A 16,553-nucleotide genomic window follows, 5' to 3' on the forward strand; every position below is an offset into this window, starting at 1 on the left:
CCTCACCTTTTCTTTAATTCAGGGAAACTCCTTTCTTCTTCTCAATCGCCCTCTCAATGGCCTTCTCAATTTCCATAATCGGTATTACCATCACAGAAATAAGAAGTGCAGCGCCGTACTCGGCCAGGGAGATATGCTCGAACTCAAACGCATCCCTCAGAGCCGGAATATAGATTACGGCTGTGGTACAGATCAGGGAGGCGATAAACGACCAAACCAGATATTTATTCTGCCTTGGCAGTGTGAAAATAGAATGCCTTCTGGATCTCATGTTGAAGGAGTGGAAAATCTCCACCATGGAAAGCGTTAAAAACGCCATGGTCATTCCGTCCGGCGAATCGGTGATCTCCCACACTCCAGCCTCCATATAGTGGCCGATAAAGTAGGCTGCCATGGTCAGCACTGTGATCATGATTCCCTGGAACACGATGTCAAAGCCCATGCCGTTTGCAAAAATTCCGTCCTTGGAATCCCTCGGAGGTCTCTGCATCGTATCTTTCTCAGCTTCCTCCATTCCCAGAGAAATCGCAGGGAAGCAGTCTGTAATCAGGTTAATCCAGAGCAGGTGAACCGGCTTTAAAATGGTAAAGCCCATAAGCGTCGCTGCGAACACGGAGATAACCTCTGCCAGGTTTGCGGAGAGCAGAAACTGGATGGCCTTCCTGATATTGTCATAGATTCTTCGGCCCTCAGCCACTGCAGAGACGATCGTGGCAAAGTTGTCATCCGTCAGGACCATATCGGCCACGTTCTTGGTAACATCCGTTCCCGTGATTCCCATGCCCACTCCAATATCGGCTGACTTGATAGACGGGGCGTCGTTGACTCCGTCGCCTGTCATGGCTGTAATCTTTCCGAGCTTCTTCCACGCCGTCACAATGCGCACTTTGTGTTCCGGCTGAACGCGGGCATATACAGAGTAATTCTGAATGGTTTTCGCAAGCTCTTCATCGGAGATAGCGTTTAATTCCGCTCCGGTGATCGCCTGCTGCCCCTCTTCCAGTATTCCAAGCTGCTTTGCAATGGCCACAGCCGTATCCTTGTGGTCGCCTGTAATCATAACCGGGCGGATTCCAGCGCTCCTGCATTCCACAATAGCCGCCTTCACCTCCGGGCGGATCGGATCGATCATACCGGAAAGTCCCAGATAAATCAGATTATTCTCAATGGCCGCAGGGCTCGTATCCTCCGGCACGCTGTCATACTCCTTGTAGGCAGCGCAGAGCACACGCAGGGCCTGATCAGCCATTTTCTTATTCTCGGCGAGAATATGGTTCTTTACTTCCTCTGTCATCGGGACAACAGCCCCGTTTATATATGCCCTTGAACAGAGCTTTAACACCTCGTCAGGCGCTCCCTTTGTAAACTGGATGAAGCCTCCCTCCGGATTTCTGTGAATGGTAGACATCATCTTCCTCATGGAATCAAAGGGGGCCTCGCCCACGCGCTCATACGTTTTCTTAAGCTCTCCCTTTGGCATTCCTGCTTTCAGAGCATCATTGACAAGGGCACACTCGGTGGGTTCTCCCACCGCCTCATTCTCCTCCAGCTCCGCATCGCAGCAGAGGGCCATTCCTTTGATCAGAAAGGTCTCATCGGCGGAGGAATGCTCCACAACCGTCATTTTGTTCTGTGTCAGCGTACCTGTCTTGTCAGAGCAGATAATCTGTGTACAGCCGAGTGTTTCCACAGCTGTCAGCTTTCTGATAATGGCATGATTCTTTGACATCTTGGTCACGCCGATGGAGAGAAGAATCGTGACAACAGCTGCCAGTCCTTCCGGGATCGCCGCAACAGCCAGTGATACGGCAACCATAAATGTGTCAATCACAAGTTCCCCGTTTACTCCGGCTCCAGCCATCATGTTCCTTGCAATGTTGACACCGAACACCAGCACACAGATTCCGATGACCATAAAGGTCAGGATTTTGGAAAGCTGGTTTAACTTAATCTGAAGCGGAGTTTCCTCCTCCTTCGCGTTTGCGATGGCATCAGCGATCTTGCCCATCTCAGTATTCATACCCGTGGCACAGACAACTGCCCTGCCGCGCCCGTAAACTACAACAGAGCCCATGTACACCATATTTTTTCTGTCGCCAAGGGGCACATCGCCGTCTCCGGAAGCCTCCACCGTGTGCTCTGTCTTCTCAACAGCCACAGACTCTCCTGTGAGAGCCGCCTCCTCCACCTTCATGGAAGCACACTCGATGATTCTGGCATCCGCAGGCACAGAGTCTCCCGCCTCCAGGATGATCACATCGCCGGGAACCAGCTCCTCCGACTTTACCGTAAGCTGGTGGCCTCCTCTGATCACCTTCGACGTGGCTGCAGCAATCTGCTGCAGCGCCTCAATGGCCGCCTCGGCCTTGGACTCCTGATAAACACCCAGCACTGCATTGATCACCACAACAAACATGATGATAATCGTATCTGCAAATCCCTCGCCCTCTCTGACAGCGAGAATTCCTGATATAACCGCCGCCGCGATCAGTACAAGAATCATCGGATCCGTCAGCTCAGAGAAAAATTTGTGCAGAAGGCTCTCCTTTTTTCCCTCGGCCAGCTTGTTGGGTCCGTACTCCGACAGCCTTCCTGCCGCCTCTTCCTTCGTCAATCCATCCTCTGTCACAGAAAGTCCCTTCATGACCTCCTCGTGTGACAGAAGATATTCCTTTCTGTTTTCCTTCATGTCTGTCATTCCTCTCTTTCCTGGTCCACTGCCCTTTGGCAATGGCAATTTTCCGGATGTTTCACCGCTTCCGCCTGAAAAGTCCCCGCAGATTCTGCCGGTCTTTTAAAACGGGCCGTCATGTTCTGTGCGCCTCTCTCCTTCCTTTTTTGATGCAAACCTCTCCCCAGCGTTTTCCTGAAAAGGCTCCTGCAGCTCTCATTCCCCAATGAGCGGTCTGCCTTTTTCGGCCGTCTCTGCCTGCTTTATTCCGCACTCTCTGTTATTATCTGCCTTTATTGCAAATAAAAAACAAGACATTCCGCATATCCAAAATATGCTAAAAGTCTTGTTTTCCTGCAGCTTGTATTGATAAACAGAAATCATGCAACCACCGGCTTTCCCGCCGGGTACTGTTGATCGCATGAAGGCAACTACTCCCTTTTAACGCTGTATTGAGATTTCAATTTTTCTGTGGATTATTCTATACCATAACAAGAGAGTTGTCAATATAAGTTAAAAAACATCTTTAATCTTTGCAACTTTTTCTGTATTTTTATATTTTATTCTGCTTCCGGCTTTTATTGGATGAAGGCTCAGAGCTTCTTCGCTGACAGAACAGGACATTAAAGCATTCTCCGTATGAAAATTCATCTGATGAGTACCTGGAAATTCTTTTCCCCGTCTCAAAAGACAGTGGCATCCCTTTGATTTTTCCTGTATGATAGAAGGAAGAAACGGGCAGGACACTTTTGTTTTTTCCGTCGTCCTTCCCTTACTAAGGAGAATACGTCTATGAAAATATTAAGCATCACCGCCCAGAAGCCCCACAGCACGGGCAGCGGTGTATATCTGACTGAGCTTGTAAACGCCTTTGACCGACTGGGCCACAGCCAGGCAGTGATCGCCGGAATCTGTAAAGAGGACACTGTCCACTTTCCGGACAGGGTATCATTCTTCCCGGTTTATTATCAGAGCGCCTCTCTCCCCTTCCCTGTCGCCGGGATGTCTGATGAGATGCCTTATGAGAGCACCCGCTACCGGGATATGACGCCGGAGATGACCGGGCAGTTCTGCCGCTCCTTTTCCGCTTCCATAATAGATTCTGTGAGGTCCTTCCAGCCTGATCTGATCATCTGCCATCATCTGTATCTGCTGACGGCGCTGGTGCGGGAGCTTCTGCCCTCCCAAAAAACCGCGGCCTGCAGCTCATATGCAGAGCCTGGACGGCTGTGTCAGACCTTTTCCGGAAACGCTGCCCCTGTACGGCCTTTCAGGGGAGTCATTGCCGGAATCTGCCACGGCTCTGACCTGCGCCAGATAAAGAAAAATCCGCTTCTGCGCCAAGAGATCATAGAGCAGATCAGAAACCTTGATGTCATCTTCTGTCTTCACCGGGAGCAGGGAGCGGAGATAATCCGCACCTTTTCCTGCAGTCCCCGCCTGGTAAAGGTCCTGGGAACCGGCTTCAACAGCCAGATCTTTCACAGGCTCCCCGATGTGTCCAGGGCAGCGCCTGCGGTATGCGGAGATTCTTCCCGTCCTGTGCGCCTTTTATTTGCCGGAAAGATTTCTGAAAAAAAAGGTGTGATGAGCCTTCTTCGCGCGCTCCGGCTGCTGCCTTCCTCTCTTTCTGAAAGGCTCTCCCTCACTCTGGCCGGAGGCCATGGAAACGAGGAGGAATACAAAGAAATCCTGGACCTGGCATTCCCAGAGCTTGGATGCCCCTGTCCTGTCCGGTTTGCCGGAAGGCTGTCCCAGACGGAGCTTGCGCAGCTGATGAACGGCTCCGATATTTTCGTGCTCCCCTCCTTCTACGAGGGCCTTCCTCTGGTTCTGGCGGAATCCCTTGCCTGCGGTATGAAAACGGTGTGCACTGATCTGCCCGGGATCCGGCCATGGATGGATGAAAACCTTCCCGGACACGGGACCTCCTTTGTGGCCCCTCCGCCCATGGAGAATGAGGACGAGCCTGTAAAGGCGGCGCTTCCCGCCTTTGAATCGGCCCTGGCCAGAGCTATTGAGAAGGCTTCCGCCCTCTCCTGCCCGCCTCTGGCCGCGTCACACGAGCTTAGGGAAAGTCTCGCCCGCCTCTCCTGGGACGGTGCAGCCGAACGGCTTCTGCAGGCTGTTCCTGTGTAAACAGATGGGAAGGAAGACATATAAAACTCTGTATAAATGAAAGAAGGATCGAATATATGAAACCATTGAAAATAAAAAATCTGATTCTTGGAGAGGGGATCCCAAAAATCTGTGTCCCTATTGTCGGGACAAGCCCGGAGGAAATTGAAGCCGCAGCCCTGGCACTTTCTGACGTCCCCGCAGATGTGGTGGAGTGGAGGGCAGACTGGCTGAAGGGTATTCTGGACTCTGAAGGTAAACCGGATATTAAAAAAGCCGCAGAGATTCTCAGAAATCTCCGCAGCATCCTGGGTGAGACCGTCCTTCTTTTCACCTTCCGCACCTTTCCAGAAGGAGGCAATCTCTCCATCAGTCCTGACGCCTACGAGGCGCTGAACCTGGCCGTTGCGGCCTCAGGGCTTGCTGATCTCATCGATGTGGAGCTGTTCACCGGACACGGCATGGCAGAGGCCCTTGTAAAAAAAATCCAGGGTCACGGCATAAAAACCATTGTGTCCAGCCACGATTTTGAGAAAACGCCGGATCTGGATACCCTGGTAAGCCGACTGGGAAGGATGCGTGAGATCGGCGCAGATATTGTCAAAATCGCCGTCATGCCCCAGAGCAGGGCCGATGTCCTCACCCTCCTTGCAGCTACTGAGCAGTTTTCCCGAACCTCTGACTGCCCCGCTGTCACCATGTCCATGGGAGGTCTGGGCGCAGTCAGCCGGATTTGCGGAGAGACCTTCGGCTCTGCCCTGACTTTCGGCTCTGCCGGAACGGCCTCTGCGCCGGGGCAGATAGAGGTCAGCGAGCTGCACCGGTGTCTTTTGCTCCTGCACAAAAACGCCTGAGCGTTTTTGTGCAGGAGGCCGAAGCGGCCGTTTTTTACAGAGGGATACCTCCATCAGTAAGCCCTGGTCATGCCTCCGTCTAACAGAATTGTCTGTCCGGAAATATAGCTGTTGGCCTCGGAGCAGAGGAACGCAGCCAGCCGTCCATACTCATCTGTATTTCCGTAGCGTCCCAGCGGGAAGGCTTCCAGATCACGTTTCTCATATTCTCCCACTGTAATTCCAGCCTTCTTTGCCCGCATGGCATTCAGACTGGCAATACGAGCCGTTCCAATACGGCCAGGCCCAATCACATTGATCAGAATCTGATCTCTTCCCAGCTCAGAGGCAAGAGTCTTACTCATTCCAACCACTCCCATCCGCATTGTATTGGACAGGATCAGGTTGTCGAGACAGTCTTTCACAGAGGAAGAGGTGGAATTCACAATCCGTCCTCCTCCCAGGCGGCGCATGGACGGCAGGCAGGCGCGAATCGTGCGCACATAAGACAGAAGGCAGAGCTGAAATGCCCCTTCCCAGTCCTCGTCCTTAAAGGAATCAAATGGCCCCGGCTTGGGTCCAGGGCACATATTAACCAGCGCCCAGATATCTCCCAGCGTTTCCACGGTGTGATCCACCAGCTTCTGAATGTCCTCTGCAGAATTCACATCGCAGAGAAACGCCTCCGGACGGTTTCCTGTTTCCCTCTCAATCTCATCCTGAGCGGCAGACAGCTGATCCTGAAACGCCTCTGAGGTGCTGATCATGACCTTCGCTCCCTCTCTGGCCATTTCCATGGCAATTCCCTTTCCCAGCCCTGCGGCGGAAGCCATACATAAAACTACCTTATTCTTTAATCCCATATCCATTTTTCAATCCTCCTGTTCTGAAACTATTTTTCTTACCAGAATCATCTTTCTGTTCTGCTCTTCTTTCCTCGCTCTGTGATTTTACCGCTTCTCCGGATGCAGCTTTAAATCCACCACAGGATTTACAAGTGGTTTCATTTCAAAGCCGTCTGGTCCGAAAATCCGGCATTCTGCCGTGTCACCATCCTGAATCTGGAAGGCCCTCGGCGTTCCTGTGGAAAGCACGTCGCCGGCAAGCCATCCCTGAATGCTGCTGTGCAGGGAAACAAGGCGGGCCGGTCGGTGAGTCATATTGCTGACCGTATTTTTTGCATACAGTTCTCCGTTGTGAACACTCTGAACCTCCAGCTTCAGAACATCAGGCACCTCATCCGGGGTAACCAGCTCAGGCCCGAAGGAGAAAAAGGTCGGAAAATTTTTAACAATCGTAAGATAGCGCGGGTTTCCCTGCACATAGTCATTTCCCTTGAGGATCGACTCCTCGGTCATGTCGAGAACAGTTGTGTATCCCACAATCGCCTGCTCCCAGTTCTCCTCTGCCACATCGCGGCAGTCCCATCCCATTATAATGCCGAGCTCGGCCTCCGCCGTGGTTTTCTGCGCCTCCCTGAGGGCCGGAAGCTTTATCTCATCTCCCGGCCCAATCAGCGTGTCAGCCTGCTTAAAGAAGCTGCCCGGAAATCCCGTGGGTGCCGCTGAGCCGATATCCCCTGCATGCTCCGTATAATTGAGCCCGATTCCAAAGATTCTTCTCGGATTGCGGTAAAGAGGTGCATAAACTGCCTTCTCTTTTGGAATCATCCCCCGCATCTTTTCGAGCTCCTCTTTTCCTCCCTCATTATACCAGGCAGTCATGCCGGGAATCTGGCCCGCACAGATCAGCTCATACATCTCTTCCTTCCAGGCAGTCCCTTTCGCTGCATTTACTGCAGAGATCGGGACAATTCCTTCTGCTGTAACAATACCTGCTTTTTCTCCTCCATTTATTTTAACTGTAGCAAGACGCATATAATTTCCTCCTTTTATTCCCTGTCTTCCGTACTCAGATTTCTGATTATCTCCTTGTACCTCAGCCTGTTCTATGCTTCTCCCTCCTGGAGCTTTTTCACAGCCTCTGCGATTCTGAGACAGCCCTCCCTCACTGCATCCATACTGGCGGCAAAAGAAAGTCTTAAATATCCCTCTCCGCCAGGGCCGAACACATCACCCGGAACCAGGGCAACCTTTGCCTCATTCAAAAGGTATTCTGCCATCCATGCACTGGAATGTCCCAGCGCCTTTATGTTAATAAAGATATAGAAGGCTCCCTTTGGCGTCAGACAGCTCAGACCCGGAATAGAATTGATAGCCTTCACTGCACAGTTGCGGCGCTCCTCATATTCCCGGACCATATTCTCAACCTCATCTGTCTCCTCCCTGAAGGCTGCTATGGCCGCCTTCTGCACAAAGGACGGCGCACAGGTCGTATTGTGCTGATGAATTTTATTGAGAACTGCAATGTACTCCTTAGGGGCTGCTACGTAACCGATTCTCCACCCCGTCATGGAGTATGCCTTGGAAAATCCGTTCATCGTGAAGGTGCGCTCCTTCATCCCAGGCAGAGAGACAATGCTTATATGCTTCTCCCCGTCATAGATCAGTCTCTCGTAGATCTCGTCGGCAATCACCAGAAGATCTTTTTCCACTGCAAGCTCTGCAAGTCCCTCCAGTGTCTTTCTGTTTAAAACTCCTCCTGTAGGATTATTCGGTGTCACAATCACAAGAGCCTTTGTCTTTTTTGTCACCTTGCTGCGAAGCTCATCCAGGTCGATCTGATAATTATGTTCCTCCGTCAGAGAATATGTAACGGGAACCGCCCCCAGAAGCTTCGGTACATTCAGATAATTCATCCACACCGGGTCGGGAACCAGAATCTCATCGCCTTCATTTAAGATTGAGCAGAGTGTGTCGAAGACCGCCTCCGACAATCCCACTGTAACCAGGATTTCATCCGCGCAGTAATTTACATTGTTCTCCTTCACCAGTTTTTCAGCGATAGCCCGGCGAAGCTCCATCGTTCCAAAATTGGATGTATAAAATACATCGCCGTCCTCCAGAGCCTCTATACACGCCCTTTTGATATATTCCGGCGTATCAAAGTCAGGACGTCCCAACTCAAAGTGAAGCACCCTCTCTCCGTTGCGTTCCATGGCCAGGGCCTTTTCATTTACCTTCCTGATCCCAGATGGAACCAGCTTATCCATTCTCTCTGCTGTCCTCAGTTCCATATTTGTTCCTCCTTTTATCCCGCACCGTTTTCTTCGGCCCGATCTGGTTCTCCCGTTTGGGAGCTGATTGATTCTGTTCTCTGCCTGCAGCCGTTTTGCCGGTTGACAGTACTACATGTATCCGATATGATGATACTGTTTCATTCTTCCGCTCCTTTCTGTCTGAACCATCTGTGTTTTTCTTGTCCTTATTGTATAAAGAGGAGGCGGAAAAGTAAAATACGTAAAACTTAAACGGTTTATCTCTGATTTGTTATAGACATGCATATGGCTGCAGACAGCCGTCTGCAAGGAGGATTTGATATGCTTGATTATAAGGAATACATCTGTGCCATCAGCGAGGAAAAGAGCTTTTCCAGGGCAGCTCAGAAGCTCTATGTATCTCAGCCATGGCTCAGCTCAGTAGTAAAAAAGGTAGAGCAGGAGATAAAAATACCTCTTTTTGACCGCAGCACTACCCCCATCTCCCTGACGCCGGCAGGGGAATACTATGTGGAACAGGCCAGAAAAGTGATGGCCATCGAGGATGAAATGCGCCGCCATTTCCAGGAGCTGAGCATGAAGACGGACGAGGGATTAAATATCGGAAGCTCCATGTTCTTCTGCACCTATGTCCTGCCAAATCTTCTGCAGGAATTTCGTGCCATGAATCCGCAGATTACCCTGACCTTCACGGAGGGGGACAGCCAGACACTGCTTGGAAAGCTGCTGGAGCAAAAGATTGATTTTATTCTGGAAGCAGAGGCACTGAAAGGCCCAAAGATTCAGTCAACAGCCTGGGCTGTGGAGGAGATCGTGCTGGCTGTTCCCTCCGCCTTTCCCATCAACCGGGAGCTTCAGGATTACTGCTACAGCTTCAACGAATTTCAAAACAGGAAATCGCAGGCAATTGAGAAGCCCCCGGTTCCCCTCAGCGCTTTCAGGGAACAGCCCTTTCTGCTGCTTTCCCAGGGAAATGATCTCTATCAGAGAAGTATTGAACTGTGCCGTCGTGCAGGCTTTGCGCCAAAGGTTTCCATGTACCTGACACAGATGATGTCGGTCTACTACTTAATCTGCGAAGGACAGGGCGTCTCTTTTCTTCGCTCAGCCATCTGCGAATACGCGCCGCCGGCTGAGGGAGTCGTATTCTATCAGCTGGACGATCCGGCTGCTGTGCGCAATATCTATCTTTCTCAGCGCAGGCAGGAGCCAGACGTGAGACAGCAAAAACTGCTGGATTACCTCTGGAGCCGGAGCCTTCTTCAAAGGTAGAAAAGCCTGATAAGTAAAAAAACTGCTGCAGAAAGAATTGAAATACAAAATGTAAGGCAGATTTCCTTTACTCCGTCCCAGTATTTTGCATGACAATCCTCTTGCAGCAGTCCTTTTCCCTGTCCGTTCTCCAGGGCGGATGCGTCTCTTCTGCAGCCTCAGCCTGACAATTTCCCGCACCTTTCAGCCGGATTCTTTTTCACCTGCTCCTGCCAGACGGAGTCGTATATCTCCCCGTTTTTTCAGCCAGCTCTCCCTCCTGAAATTTTCTAGCGGAGGTTACTCCAGGATTTTTCCATCCATGGAAATCGTCACAACCCGAAATGGCACAGCTTTCCCACTTTTTTTTAATGCCTGGGCTGCCGCCCTTTCTATTCCTCCGCAGCACGGAACCTCCATCCTTACCACAGTCAGGCTGCTGATACGGTTCTGTGAAAGGACCGCACTCAGCTTTTCTGTGTAGTCGCAGGCATCCAGCTTGGGACAGCCGATCAGCGTTACCTTGTCCTTCATAAACTGTTGGTGAAAATTTCCATAGGCGTATGCCGTGCAGTCCGCAGCAATGAGAAGATCCGCACTCTCAAAATATGGCGCATTCACAGGAGCCAGCTTAATCTGTACCGGCCACTGCCGAAGCCAAGAAGAGTTCCCTCCCGCCTCCGGCCGTATATCATCTTCCTTTATCTTCTCTCCTGCCTGTTTTCTTCTTCTGTTTTCCTCCACAGCCTCCTCGTCGTAGGCCGCTGCCTCCCTCTCGGTAAAGGTGATCGCCCCGGTCGGGCACGCCGGCAGACAGTCTCCCAGTCCGTCGCAGTAATCATCCCTCAGAAGTCTGGCCTTTCCGTCTATCATTCCAATAGCTCCCTCATGACAGGCTCTGGCGCACAGTCCGCAGCCGTTGCATTTCTCCTCGTCAATACTTATAATTCTACGAATCATCGTTTCCTTCTTCCTCCTGCTTCCATTGATGCTGCAAGCTGATTATATCCTATCAGGTGAACTTTGTATGTTGGAATTACAACGCAGAACTCTTTTTTATCTCATAAAAAGGAGGTTCTGCTCCCAGCTGTCCTTGCGGAAAGATTAGAGTCGGTTTTTATCCCCCCACTCACACATTCCGTCCAGAATCGGTATCAGTGACCTCCCTCTTTCTGTCAGGCTGTACTCCACTTTCGGGGGAATTTGAGGGTATTCCTCCCGGTGGACGAGCTGATCTCTTTCCAGTTCTTTCAGAGTGGCACTGAGTGTCTTATAGGAAATTCCTCCGATATATTTTTTGATCTCATTGAAACGTACCACCCCAAACTCCATAAGCGTATAGAGAATCGTCATCTTATATTTTCCGTTAATCAGTGACAGAGTATAGCTGAACCCCGTGGTACTGAGGCATTCATCTGCAATGCACCTTTCTCTCATTTTACACTCTCCTTCAGGTAAGTATATAAATTTGCTGTAAGTATCTCACTTAAATGTGCGTACTTGTTTTTTATCTCATTCTCGTTATGATTATAATATCAGGAACAGGTAAAGTCAATTTTACAGACACAGAAGGAGCGATGATTATGACAAAGAACTTTCATGCAAAACCCTATTTATTTCCTATGCCAACCTATATGATCGGCACTTACAATGAAGATGATACGGTCGATGTGATGATGATGGCCTGGGGCGGCATCTGCGCAGAAGATATGGTTGCACTGAATCTGGAAGCCGAGCACAAAACTGTCGCCAATATTGAATCAAGGAAAGCGTTTACTCTGGCTGTGCCGGGAACCGATACGCTCAGAGAGTCTGATTTTTTGGGAATCGCCACAGCCAACAAGATGGCCGACAAATTCGAGCGCAGCGGGCTTCATGCGGTCAGAAGCGAGAGAGTGGATGCGCCGGTCATTACCGAATACCCCATCACACTGGAATGCCAGGTCATTGAAATGCAGTCCCAGCCATACGGCCTGCGGGTTCTCGGAAAAATCGTCAATGTAATTGCAGATGAGAAAGTATTGGACGAGGCTGGAAACATAGACGCCAGCAAAATTCACGCTTTCGCCTTTGATCAGATGCAGAACGGCTATTACGCGATCGGCGAAAAGGTGGGCCAGGCATGGCACAGCGGTGCAGATTTAATGAAAAAATAAACCATCATCACAAGCGAGGTGTCAGGATGAGTAAAAATATTGTCATTTTAAACGGAAGTCCGAGAAGGAACGGAAACACATCTGCCCTTGTCAGGGCATTTACTGAAGGTGCAGAAAGCGCAGGACATGCGGTGACAGAATTTTTTCTGGACAGCATGGAGATCCACGGGTGCAAAGGGTGTTTTGGAGGACACAGCAGCCGGGAATGTCCCTGTGTCCAGGCAGACGACATGAACCGAATCTATCCTGCTGTAAAAAACTGTGATGTGATCGTTTTGGCCACACCCCTCTATTATTGGAATATGAGCGGCCAGCTCAGAACAGCTGTTGACCGCCTGTTTGCCCTGGAAGAGGGAGACGGAAACCTGCTGCGCGGCCATGACAGGGCCTGCGCACTGCTGATGGCCGCGGAAGGACATGATTTTGAGGACGTTCTGTCCTACTTCGATCACCTGATGAAGCTTCTGCGCTGGACTAATCTCGGTCATGTACTGGCAGGCGGCAATGGAGATGCGGGCGATATTATCGGAAAACCGGAAATCCAGAAGGCCTGGGAGCTTGGAAAATCGATTCCGGAATAAAAACATGGCGCAGGTCTTTGGCCATGGAAAAAGTGACCTGTTCAGGCAGAACGTTGTTTTGACAGAGCCGACAGCATGCGGATAACACTGCAGCTGCCGGCTTTTTCTTTCCTTTTCAGCTGCAGGATTTATCAGAACATTTCCCCTTCAGACAGAGCCACCATCTTTATGCTTTCACAAAGCAAGTTCTTCCCTATAGAACAAAATTTTTCCTGCACAACAAAAAAGGAACCATCTTCCGATGATTCCTCAGAGAGGCGACAACCAGATTTGAACTGGTGATCAGGGTGTTGCAGACCCACGCCTTACCACTTGGCTATGTCGCCATAATGACCCCAACGAGATTCGAACTCGTGTTACCGCCGTGAAAGGGCGATGTCTTAACCGCTTGACCATGGGGCCTTACTTTAAAGCTCCACAGTTTAACTGCTTCGCTCTGCTATCTTACCATAAATTCGAGCAATTGTCAATTAAGTTCTATGTTGAGGTGTTTAAAAAACTCCCCCTGTTGGACTCGAACCAACGACACTGCGGTTAACAGCCGCATGCTCTACCGACTGAGCTAAGGAGGATTACTTCCCCCGGATTCTTTCTCTCCGGTATCTGGGGTATTCATACATACCCTCAAAACCACACATTGAACTTCCGCTCTTCCTTCTTCCTACCTTTCCATCCTTCCTACCCAACCTCTTGGTTAAGCCCTCGACCGATTAGTAACAGTCAGCTCCATGCATTACTGCACTTCCACCTCTGCCCTATCTACCTCGTCGTCTTCAAGGGGTCTTACTACTTGCGTATGGGATATCTCATCTTGAGGGGGGCTTCACGCTTAGATGCCTTCAGCGTTTATCCCGTCCCGACTTGGCTACTCTGCCATAGACTTGATAGTCTAACAGATACACCAGAGGTCAGTCCATCCCGGTCCTCTCGTACTAAGGACAGCTCCTCTCAAATATCCTACGCCCGCGCCGGATAGGGACCGAACTGTCTCACGACGTTCTGAACCCAGCTCGCGTACCGCTTTAATGGGCGAACAGCCCAACCCTTGGGACCTACTTCAGCCCCAGGATGCGATGAGCCGACATCGAGGTGCCAAACCACTCCGTCGATGTGAACTCTTGGGAGTGATAAGCCTGTTATCCCCAGGGTAGCTTTTATCCGTTGAGCGATGGCAATCCCACTTTCATACCACCGGATCACTAAGTCCTACTTTCGTACCTGCTCGACCCGTCGGTCTCGCAGTCAAGCTCCCTTCTGCCTTTGCACTCTTTGAATGGTTTCCGACCATTCTGAGGGAACCTTTGAGCGCCTCCGATACCCTTTCGGAGGCGACCGCCCCAGTCAAACTCCCCACCTGACATTGTCCCACTGCCGGGTCACGGCAGCTGGTTAGAAACCCAGTACCACAAGGGTGGTATCCCAACAGCGACTCCGACGAAACTGGCGTCCCGTCTTCTTCGTCTCCCACCTATCCTGTACATGCAGTACCGAATCCCAGTATCAAGCTAGAGTAAAGCTCCATGGGGTCTTTCCGTCCTGGCGCAGGTAACCAGCATCTTCACTGGTATTTCAATTTCACCGGGTGCATTGTCGAGACAGCGCTCAAATCATTACGCCTTTCGTGCGGGTCGGAACTTACCCGACAAGGAATTTCGCTACCTTAGGACCGTTATAGTTACGGCCGCCGTTTACTGGGGCTTAGATTCAAAGCTTCGGTTTCCCTAACCTCTCCTCGTAACCTTCCAGCACCGGGCAGGCGTCAGCCCATATACCTCACCTTACGGTTTTGCATAGACCTGTGTTTTTGCTAAACAGTTGCTTGAGCCTATTCTCTGCGGCCACCTTTCGATGGCACCCTTTCTCCCGAAGTTACAGGGTCATTTTGCCGAGTTCCTTAACAATGCTTCTCCCGCCGGCCTTAGGATTCTCTCCTCATCCACCTGTGTCGGTTTACGGTACGGGCACATATCACACAATAGCGGCTTTTCTCGACAGCCCCTACGGAAACTTCCCTACTTCTGTTCGGTACGCGTCACAGTCTCCTGTTGCCAGGCGGATTTGCCAGCCTGACCAGTCCTCTGCTTGCCCCGGTCTTTTCATTCCCGGGTTTTCCTTCGGTTCTGTGTCCCCACAGTTCTGATGATATGTGGTACAGGAATTTCAACCTGTTGTCCATCGACTACGTCTTTCGACCTCGCCTTAGGCCCCGACTTACCCAGAGCAGATCAGCTTTACTCTGGAAACCTTAGATATTCGGCCTGGAGGATTCCCACCTCCATCTCGCTACTCATTCCGGCATTCTCTCTTCTATACAGTCCACAGCTCCTTATCGGTACTGCTTCCTCCCGTATAGAATGCTCCTCTACCAATCCCTTAGGATTCCTAAGCTTCGGTGTTGTGTTTCAGCCCCGGACATTTTCGGCGCAGGACCTCTCGACTAGTGAGCTATTACGCACTCTTTGAATGTGTGGCTGCTTCTAAGCCAACATCCTAGTTGTCTTCGAAATCCCACATCCTTTTCCACTTAACACACACTTTGGGACCTTAGCTGTAGGTCTGGGCTCTTTCCCTTTTGACTACCCAACTTATCTCGTGCAGTCTGACTCCCGTACATCATTTATGCGGCATTCGGAGTTTGATATTCTTCGGTAGACTTTGACGCCCCCTAGGAAATTCAGTGCTCTACCTCCGCTAAACTAATACGAGGCTAGCCCTAAAGCTATTTCGAGGAGAACCAGCTATCTCCGGGTTCGATTGGAATTTCTCCCCTATCCACACCTCATCGCCACCCTTTTCAACGGATGTGCGTTCGGTCCTCCATTCCCTTTTACGGGAACTTCAACCTGGACATGGATAGGTCACCCGGTTTCGGGTCTGCACATGCTGACTTGACGCCCTGTTAAGACTCGCCTTCGCTTCGGCTCCGTACCTTTAGTACTTAACCTTGCCAGCATCCGCAACTCGCCGGACCGTTCTACAAAAAGTACGCGGTTGCACCTTAACGTGCTTCCACAGCTTGTAAACACAGGGTTTCAGGTTCTCTTTCACTCCCCTCCCGGGGTTCTTTTCACCTTTCCTTCACAGTACTATGCGCTATCGGTCACTAAGGAGTATTTAGCCTTGGAGGGTGGTCCCTCCGACTTCCCACAAGGTTCCACGTGTCTCGTGGTATTCTGGATCCTGCCGCTGCCTATTGCTTTCATGTACGGGGCTTTCACCCTCTCTGGCCGGTCTTTCCAGGACCGTTCCATTAACAAATCGGCTCACTTGTGCAGTCCGTAACCCCAGCATGCACGCACGCTGGTTTGGGCTCTTCCCATTTCGCTCGCCGCTACTTTGGGAATCGATGTTTCTTTCTTTTCCTCCGCCTACTTAGATGTTTCAGTTCAGCGGGTTCCCTTCCATACGTTATGGATTGGCGTATGGATGACTGGAGTTCTTCCAGCCGGGTTTCCCCATTCAGAGATCTCCGGATCAATGGATATTTGCTCCTCCCCGAAGCTTTTCGCAGCTTATCACGTCTTTCATCGGCTCTTAGTGCCAAGGCATCCACCCTGCGCTCTTATTAGCTTAACCAGTTGACTTCCTCCGCGGGTACGGATTCCATCGAAGGTGCATAGCGTTGCACCCCTGGTTGGTTTTGTGTTTACATCTTGCTTTGCTTGATGTTTCTTGGTTTCGCATCTTTCGATGCGCCTCGGATGTCTTTGATATTTCTTTAAAAGAATTTATCACAGATTTTCAATATGCGGTTTTCAAGGTACGTATGCAAAATCGAATGTTGGAACCTGTGTGGAAAGCTTGCTTTCCTAAGCAGGTTTCAAT

The 16,553-nt window shown here is 50.7% G+C and carries 11 protein-coding genes, 3 tRNA genes and 1 rRNA gene; 5 read left to right on the forward strand and 10 right to left on the reverse strand.

The genetic code is table 11. The features are described from left to right. Window positions 1-13 precede the first annotated feature (13 nt). A complete protein-coding gene (locus DW757_RS04310; protein WP_008397153.1) occupies window positions 14-2,698 on the reverse strand; it encodes a cation-translocating P-type ATPase in 2,685 nt (894 codons plus the stop codon). Window positions 2,699-3,463: 765 nt separating this feature from the next. Between DW757_RS04310 and DW757_RS04325 the strand changes: the two genes are divergently transcribed. Both DW757_RS04325 and aroD read left to right on the forward strand, forming a co-directional pair. Then, window positions 3,464-4,810, forward strand: coding sequence for a glycosyltransferase family 4 protein (locus DW757_RS04325; RefSeq protein ID WP_118751079.1), 1,347 nt, complete (start codon window positions 3,464-3,466; stop codon window positions 4,808-4,810). A gap of 56 nt (window positions 4,811-4,866) precedes the next feature. Then, the gene (aroD, locus tag DW757_RS04330) at window positions 4,867-5,643 is read left to right on the forward strand and encodes a type I 3-dehydroquinate dehydratase (RefSeq protein ID WP_118751080.1); all 777 of its coding nucleotides are present in this window, start codon (window positions 4,867-4,869) and stop codon (window positions 5,641-5,643) included. A gap of 53 nt (window positions 5,644-5,696) precedes the next feature. Here aroD and DW757_RS04335 read toward each other — a convergent pair whose 3' ends face one another. From DW757_RS04335 to DW757_RS04345, 3 genes are all read right to left on the reverse strand, one after another. Then, complete coding sequence (locus tag DW757_RS04335) at window positions 5,697-6,491, reverse strand: SDR family oxidoreductase (RefSeq protein WP_015573329.1); 795 nt, start codon at window positions 6,489-6,491, stop codon at window positions 5,697-5,699. 81 nt (window positions 6,492-6,572) lie between these two features. Next, on the reverse strand, window positions 6,573-7,499 hold the full coding sequence (locus tag DW757_RS04340; RefSeq protein WP_008397146.1) for a fumarylacetoacetate hydrolase family protein: 927 nt from the start codon (window positions 7,497-7,499) through the stop codon (window positions 6,573-6,575). Between the two features lie 71 nt (window positions 7,500-7,570). Then, a complete protein-coding gene (locus DW757_RS04345) occupies window positions 7,571-8,758 on the reverse strand; it encodes a pyridoxal phosphate-dependent aminotransferase (RefSeq protein ID WP_118751081.1) in 1,188 nt (395 codons plus the stop codon). 303 nt (window positions 8,759-9,061) lie between these two features. On the opposite strand from DW757_RS04345, the gene DW757_RS04350 reads away from it, so the two are divergent. Then, window positions 9,062-10,012: a LysR family transcriptional regulator gene (locus DW757_RS04350; RefSeq protein ID WP_021966773.1), complete on the forward strand. Its 951-nt coding sequence runs from the start codon at window positions 9,062-9,064 to the stop codon at window positions 10,010-10,012. Between the two features lie 279 nt (window positions 10,013-10,291). Here DW757_RS04350 and DW757_RS04355 read toward each other — a convergent pair whose 3' ends face one another. Continuing rightward, complete coding sequence (locus DW757_RS04355) at window positions 10,292-10,951, reverse strand: 4Fe-4S binding protein (RefSeq protein ID WP_118751082.1); 660 nt, start codon at window positions 10,949-10,951, stop codon at window positions 10,292-10,294. A 144-nt stretch (window positions 10,952-11,095) separates the two neighbouring features. Then, on the reverse strand, window positions 11,096-11,428 hold the full coding sequence (locus tag DW757_RS04360) for a helix-turn-helix domain-containing protein (RefSeq protein ID WP_008397140.1): 333 nt from the start codon (window positions 11,426-11,428) through the stop codon (window positions 11,096-11,098). Window positions 11,429-11,574: 146 nt separating this feature from the next. Here DW757_RS04360 and DW757_RS04365 point away from each other — a divergent pair, with 146 nt between their 5' ends. Together DW757_RS04365 and DW757_RS04370 are read left to right on the forward strand one after the other, a co-directional pair. Further along, on the forward strand, window positions 11,575-12,147 hold the full coding sequence (locus DW757_RS04365; protein ID WP_021966775.1) for a flavin reductase family protein: 573 nt from the start codon (window positions 11,575-11,577) through the stop codon (window positions 12,145-12,147). A 26-nt stretch (window positions 12,148-12,173) separates the two neighbouring features. Beyond that, window positions 12,174-12,728 carry a flavodoxin family protein gene (locus DW757_RS04370; protein ID WP_008397138.1) on the forward strand — a complete coding sequence of 185 codons (555 nt, stop codon included), beginning with the start codon at window positions 12,174-12,176 and terminating at the stop codon, window positions 12,726-12,728. 255 nt (window positions 12,729-12,983) lie between these two features. On the opposite strand, the gene DW757_RS04375 is transcribed toward DW757_RS04370, so the two are convergent. The 4 genes from DW757_RS04375 to DW757_RS04390 all read right to left on the reverse strand — a co-directional run bounded on the left by DW757_RS04375 (window position 12,984) and on the right by DW757_RS04390 (window position 16,304). Then, window positions 12,984-13,054 (reverse strand) — tRNA-Cys (locus DW757_RS04375). 4 nt (window positions 13,055-13,058) lie between these two features. After that, window positions 13,059-13,130 (reverse strand) — tRNA-Glu (locus DW757_RS04380). A 97-nt stretch (window positions 13,131-13,227) separates the two neighbouring features. Further along, window positions 13,228-13,300 (reverse strand) — tRNA-Asn (locus DW757_RS04385). 118 nt (window positions 13,301-13,418) lie between these two features. After that, window positions 13,419-16,304: ribosomal RNA gene (locus DW757_RS04390) — 23S ribosomal RNA — on the reverse strand. Between the last annotated feature and the right edge of the window lie 249 nt (window positions 16,305-16,553).

The sequence above is a fragment of the Clostridium sp. AM29-11AC genome (assembly GCF_003480545.1).
GTDB classification, from domain to species: domain Bacteria; phylum Bacillota; class Clostridia; order Lachnospirales; family Lachnospiraceae; genus Otoolea; species Otoolea saccharolyticum_A.

Bases quoted from the DNA above. Each gene is read 5' to 3' on its own strand.
- DW757_RS04365 (WP_021966775.1), top strand. From the start codon at position 11,575: ATGACAAAGAACTTTCATGCAAAACCCTATTTATTTCCTATGCCAACC.
- DW757_RS04310 (WP_008397153.1), bottom strand. From the start codon at position 2,698: ATGACAGACATGAAGGAAAACAGAAAGGAATATCTTCTGTCACACGAG.
- DW757_RS04335 (WP_015573329.1), bottom strand. From the start codon at position 6,491: ATGGATATGGGATTAAAGAATAAGGTAGTTTTATGTATGGCTTCCGCC.
- DW757_RS04345 (WP_118751081.1), bottom strand. From the start codon at position 8,758: ATGGAACTGAGGACAGCAGAGAGAATGGATAAGCTGGTTCCATCTGGG.
- DW757_RS04325 (WP_118751079.1), top strand. From the start codon at position 3,464: ATGAAAATATTAAGCATCACCGCCCAGAAGCCCCACAGCACGGGCAGC.
- DW757_RS04355 (WP_118751082.1), bottom strand. From the start codon at position 10,951: ATGATTCGTAGAATTATAAGTATTGACGAGGAGAAATGCAACGGCTGC.
- DW757_RS04340 (WP_008397146.1), bottom strand. From the start codon at position 7,499: ATGCGTCTTGCTACAGTTAAAATAAATGGAGGAGAAAAAGCAGGTATT.
- DW757_RS04360 (WP_008397140.1), bottom strand. From the start codon at position 11,428: ATGAGAGAAAGGTGCATTGCAGATGAATGCCTCAGTACCACGGGGTTC.
- aroD (WP_118751080.1), top strand. From the start codon at position 4,867: ATGAAACCATTGAAAATAAAAAATCTGATTCTTGGAGAGGGGATCCCA.
- DW757_RS04350 (WP_021966773.1), top strand. From the start codon at position 9,062: ATGCTTGATTATAAGGAATACATCTGTGCCATCAGCGAGGAAAAGAGC.
- DW757_RS04370 (WP_008397138.1), top strand. From the start codon at position 12,174: ATGAGTAAAAATATTGTCATTTTAAACGGAAGTCCGAGAAGGAACGGA.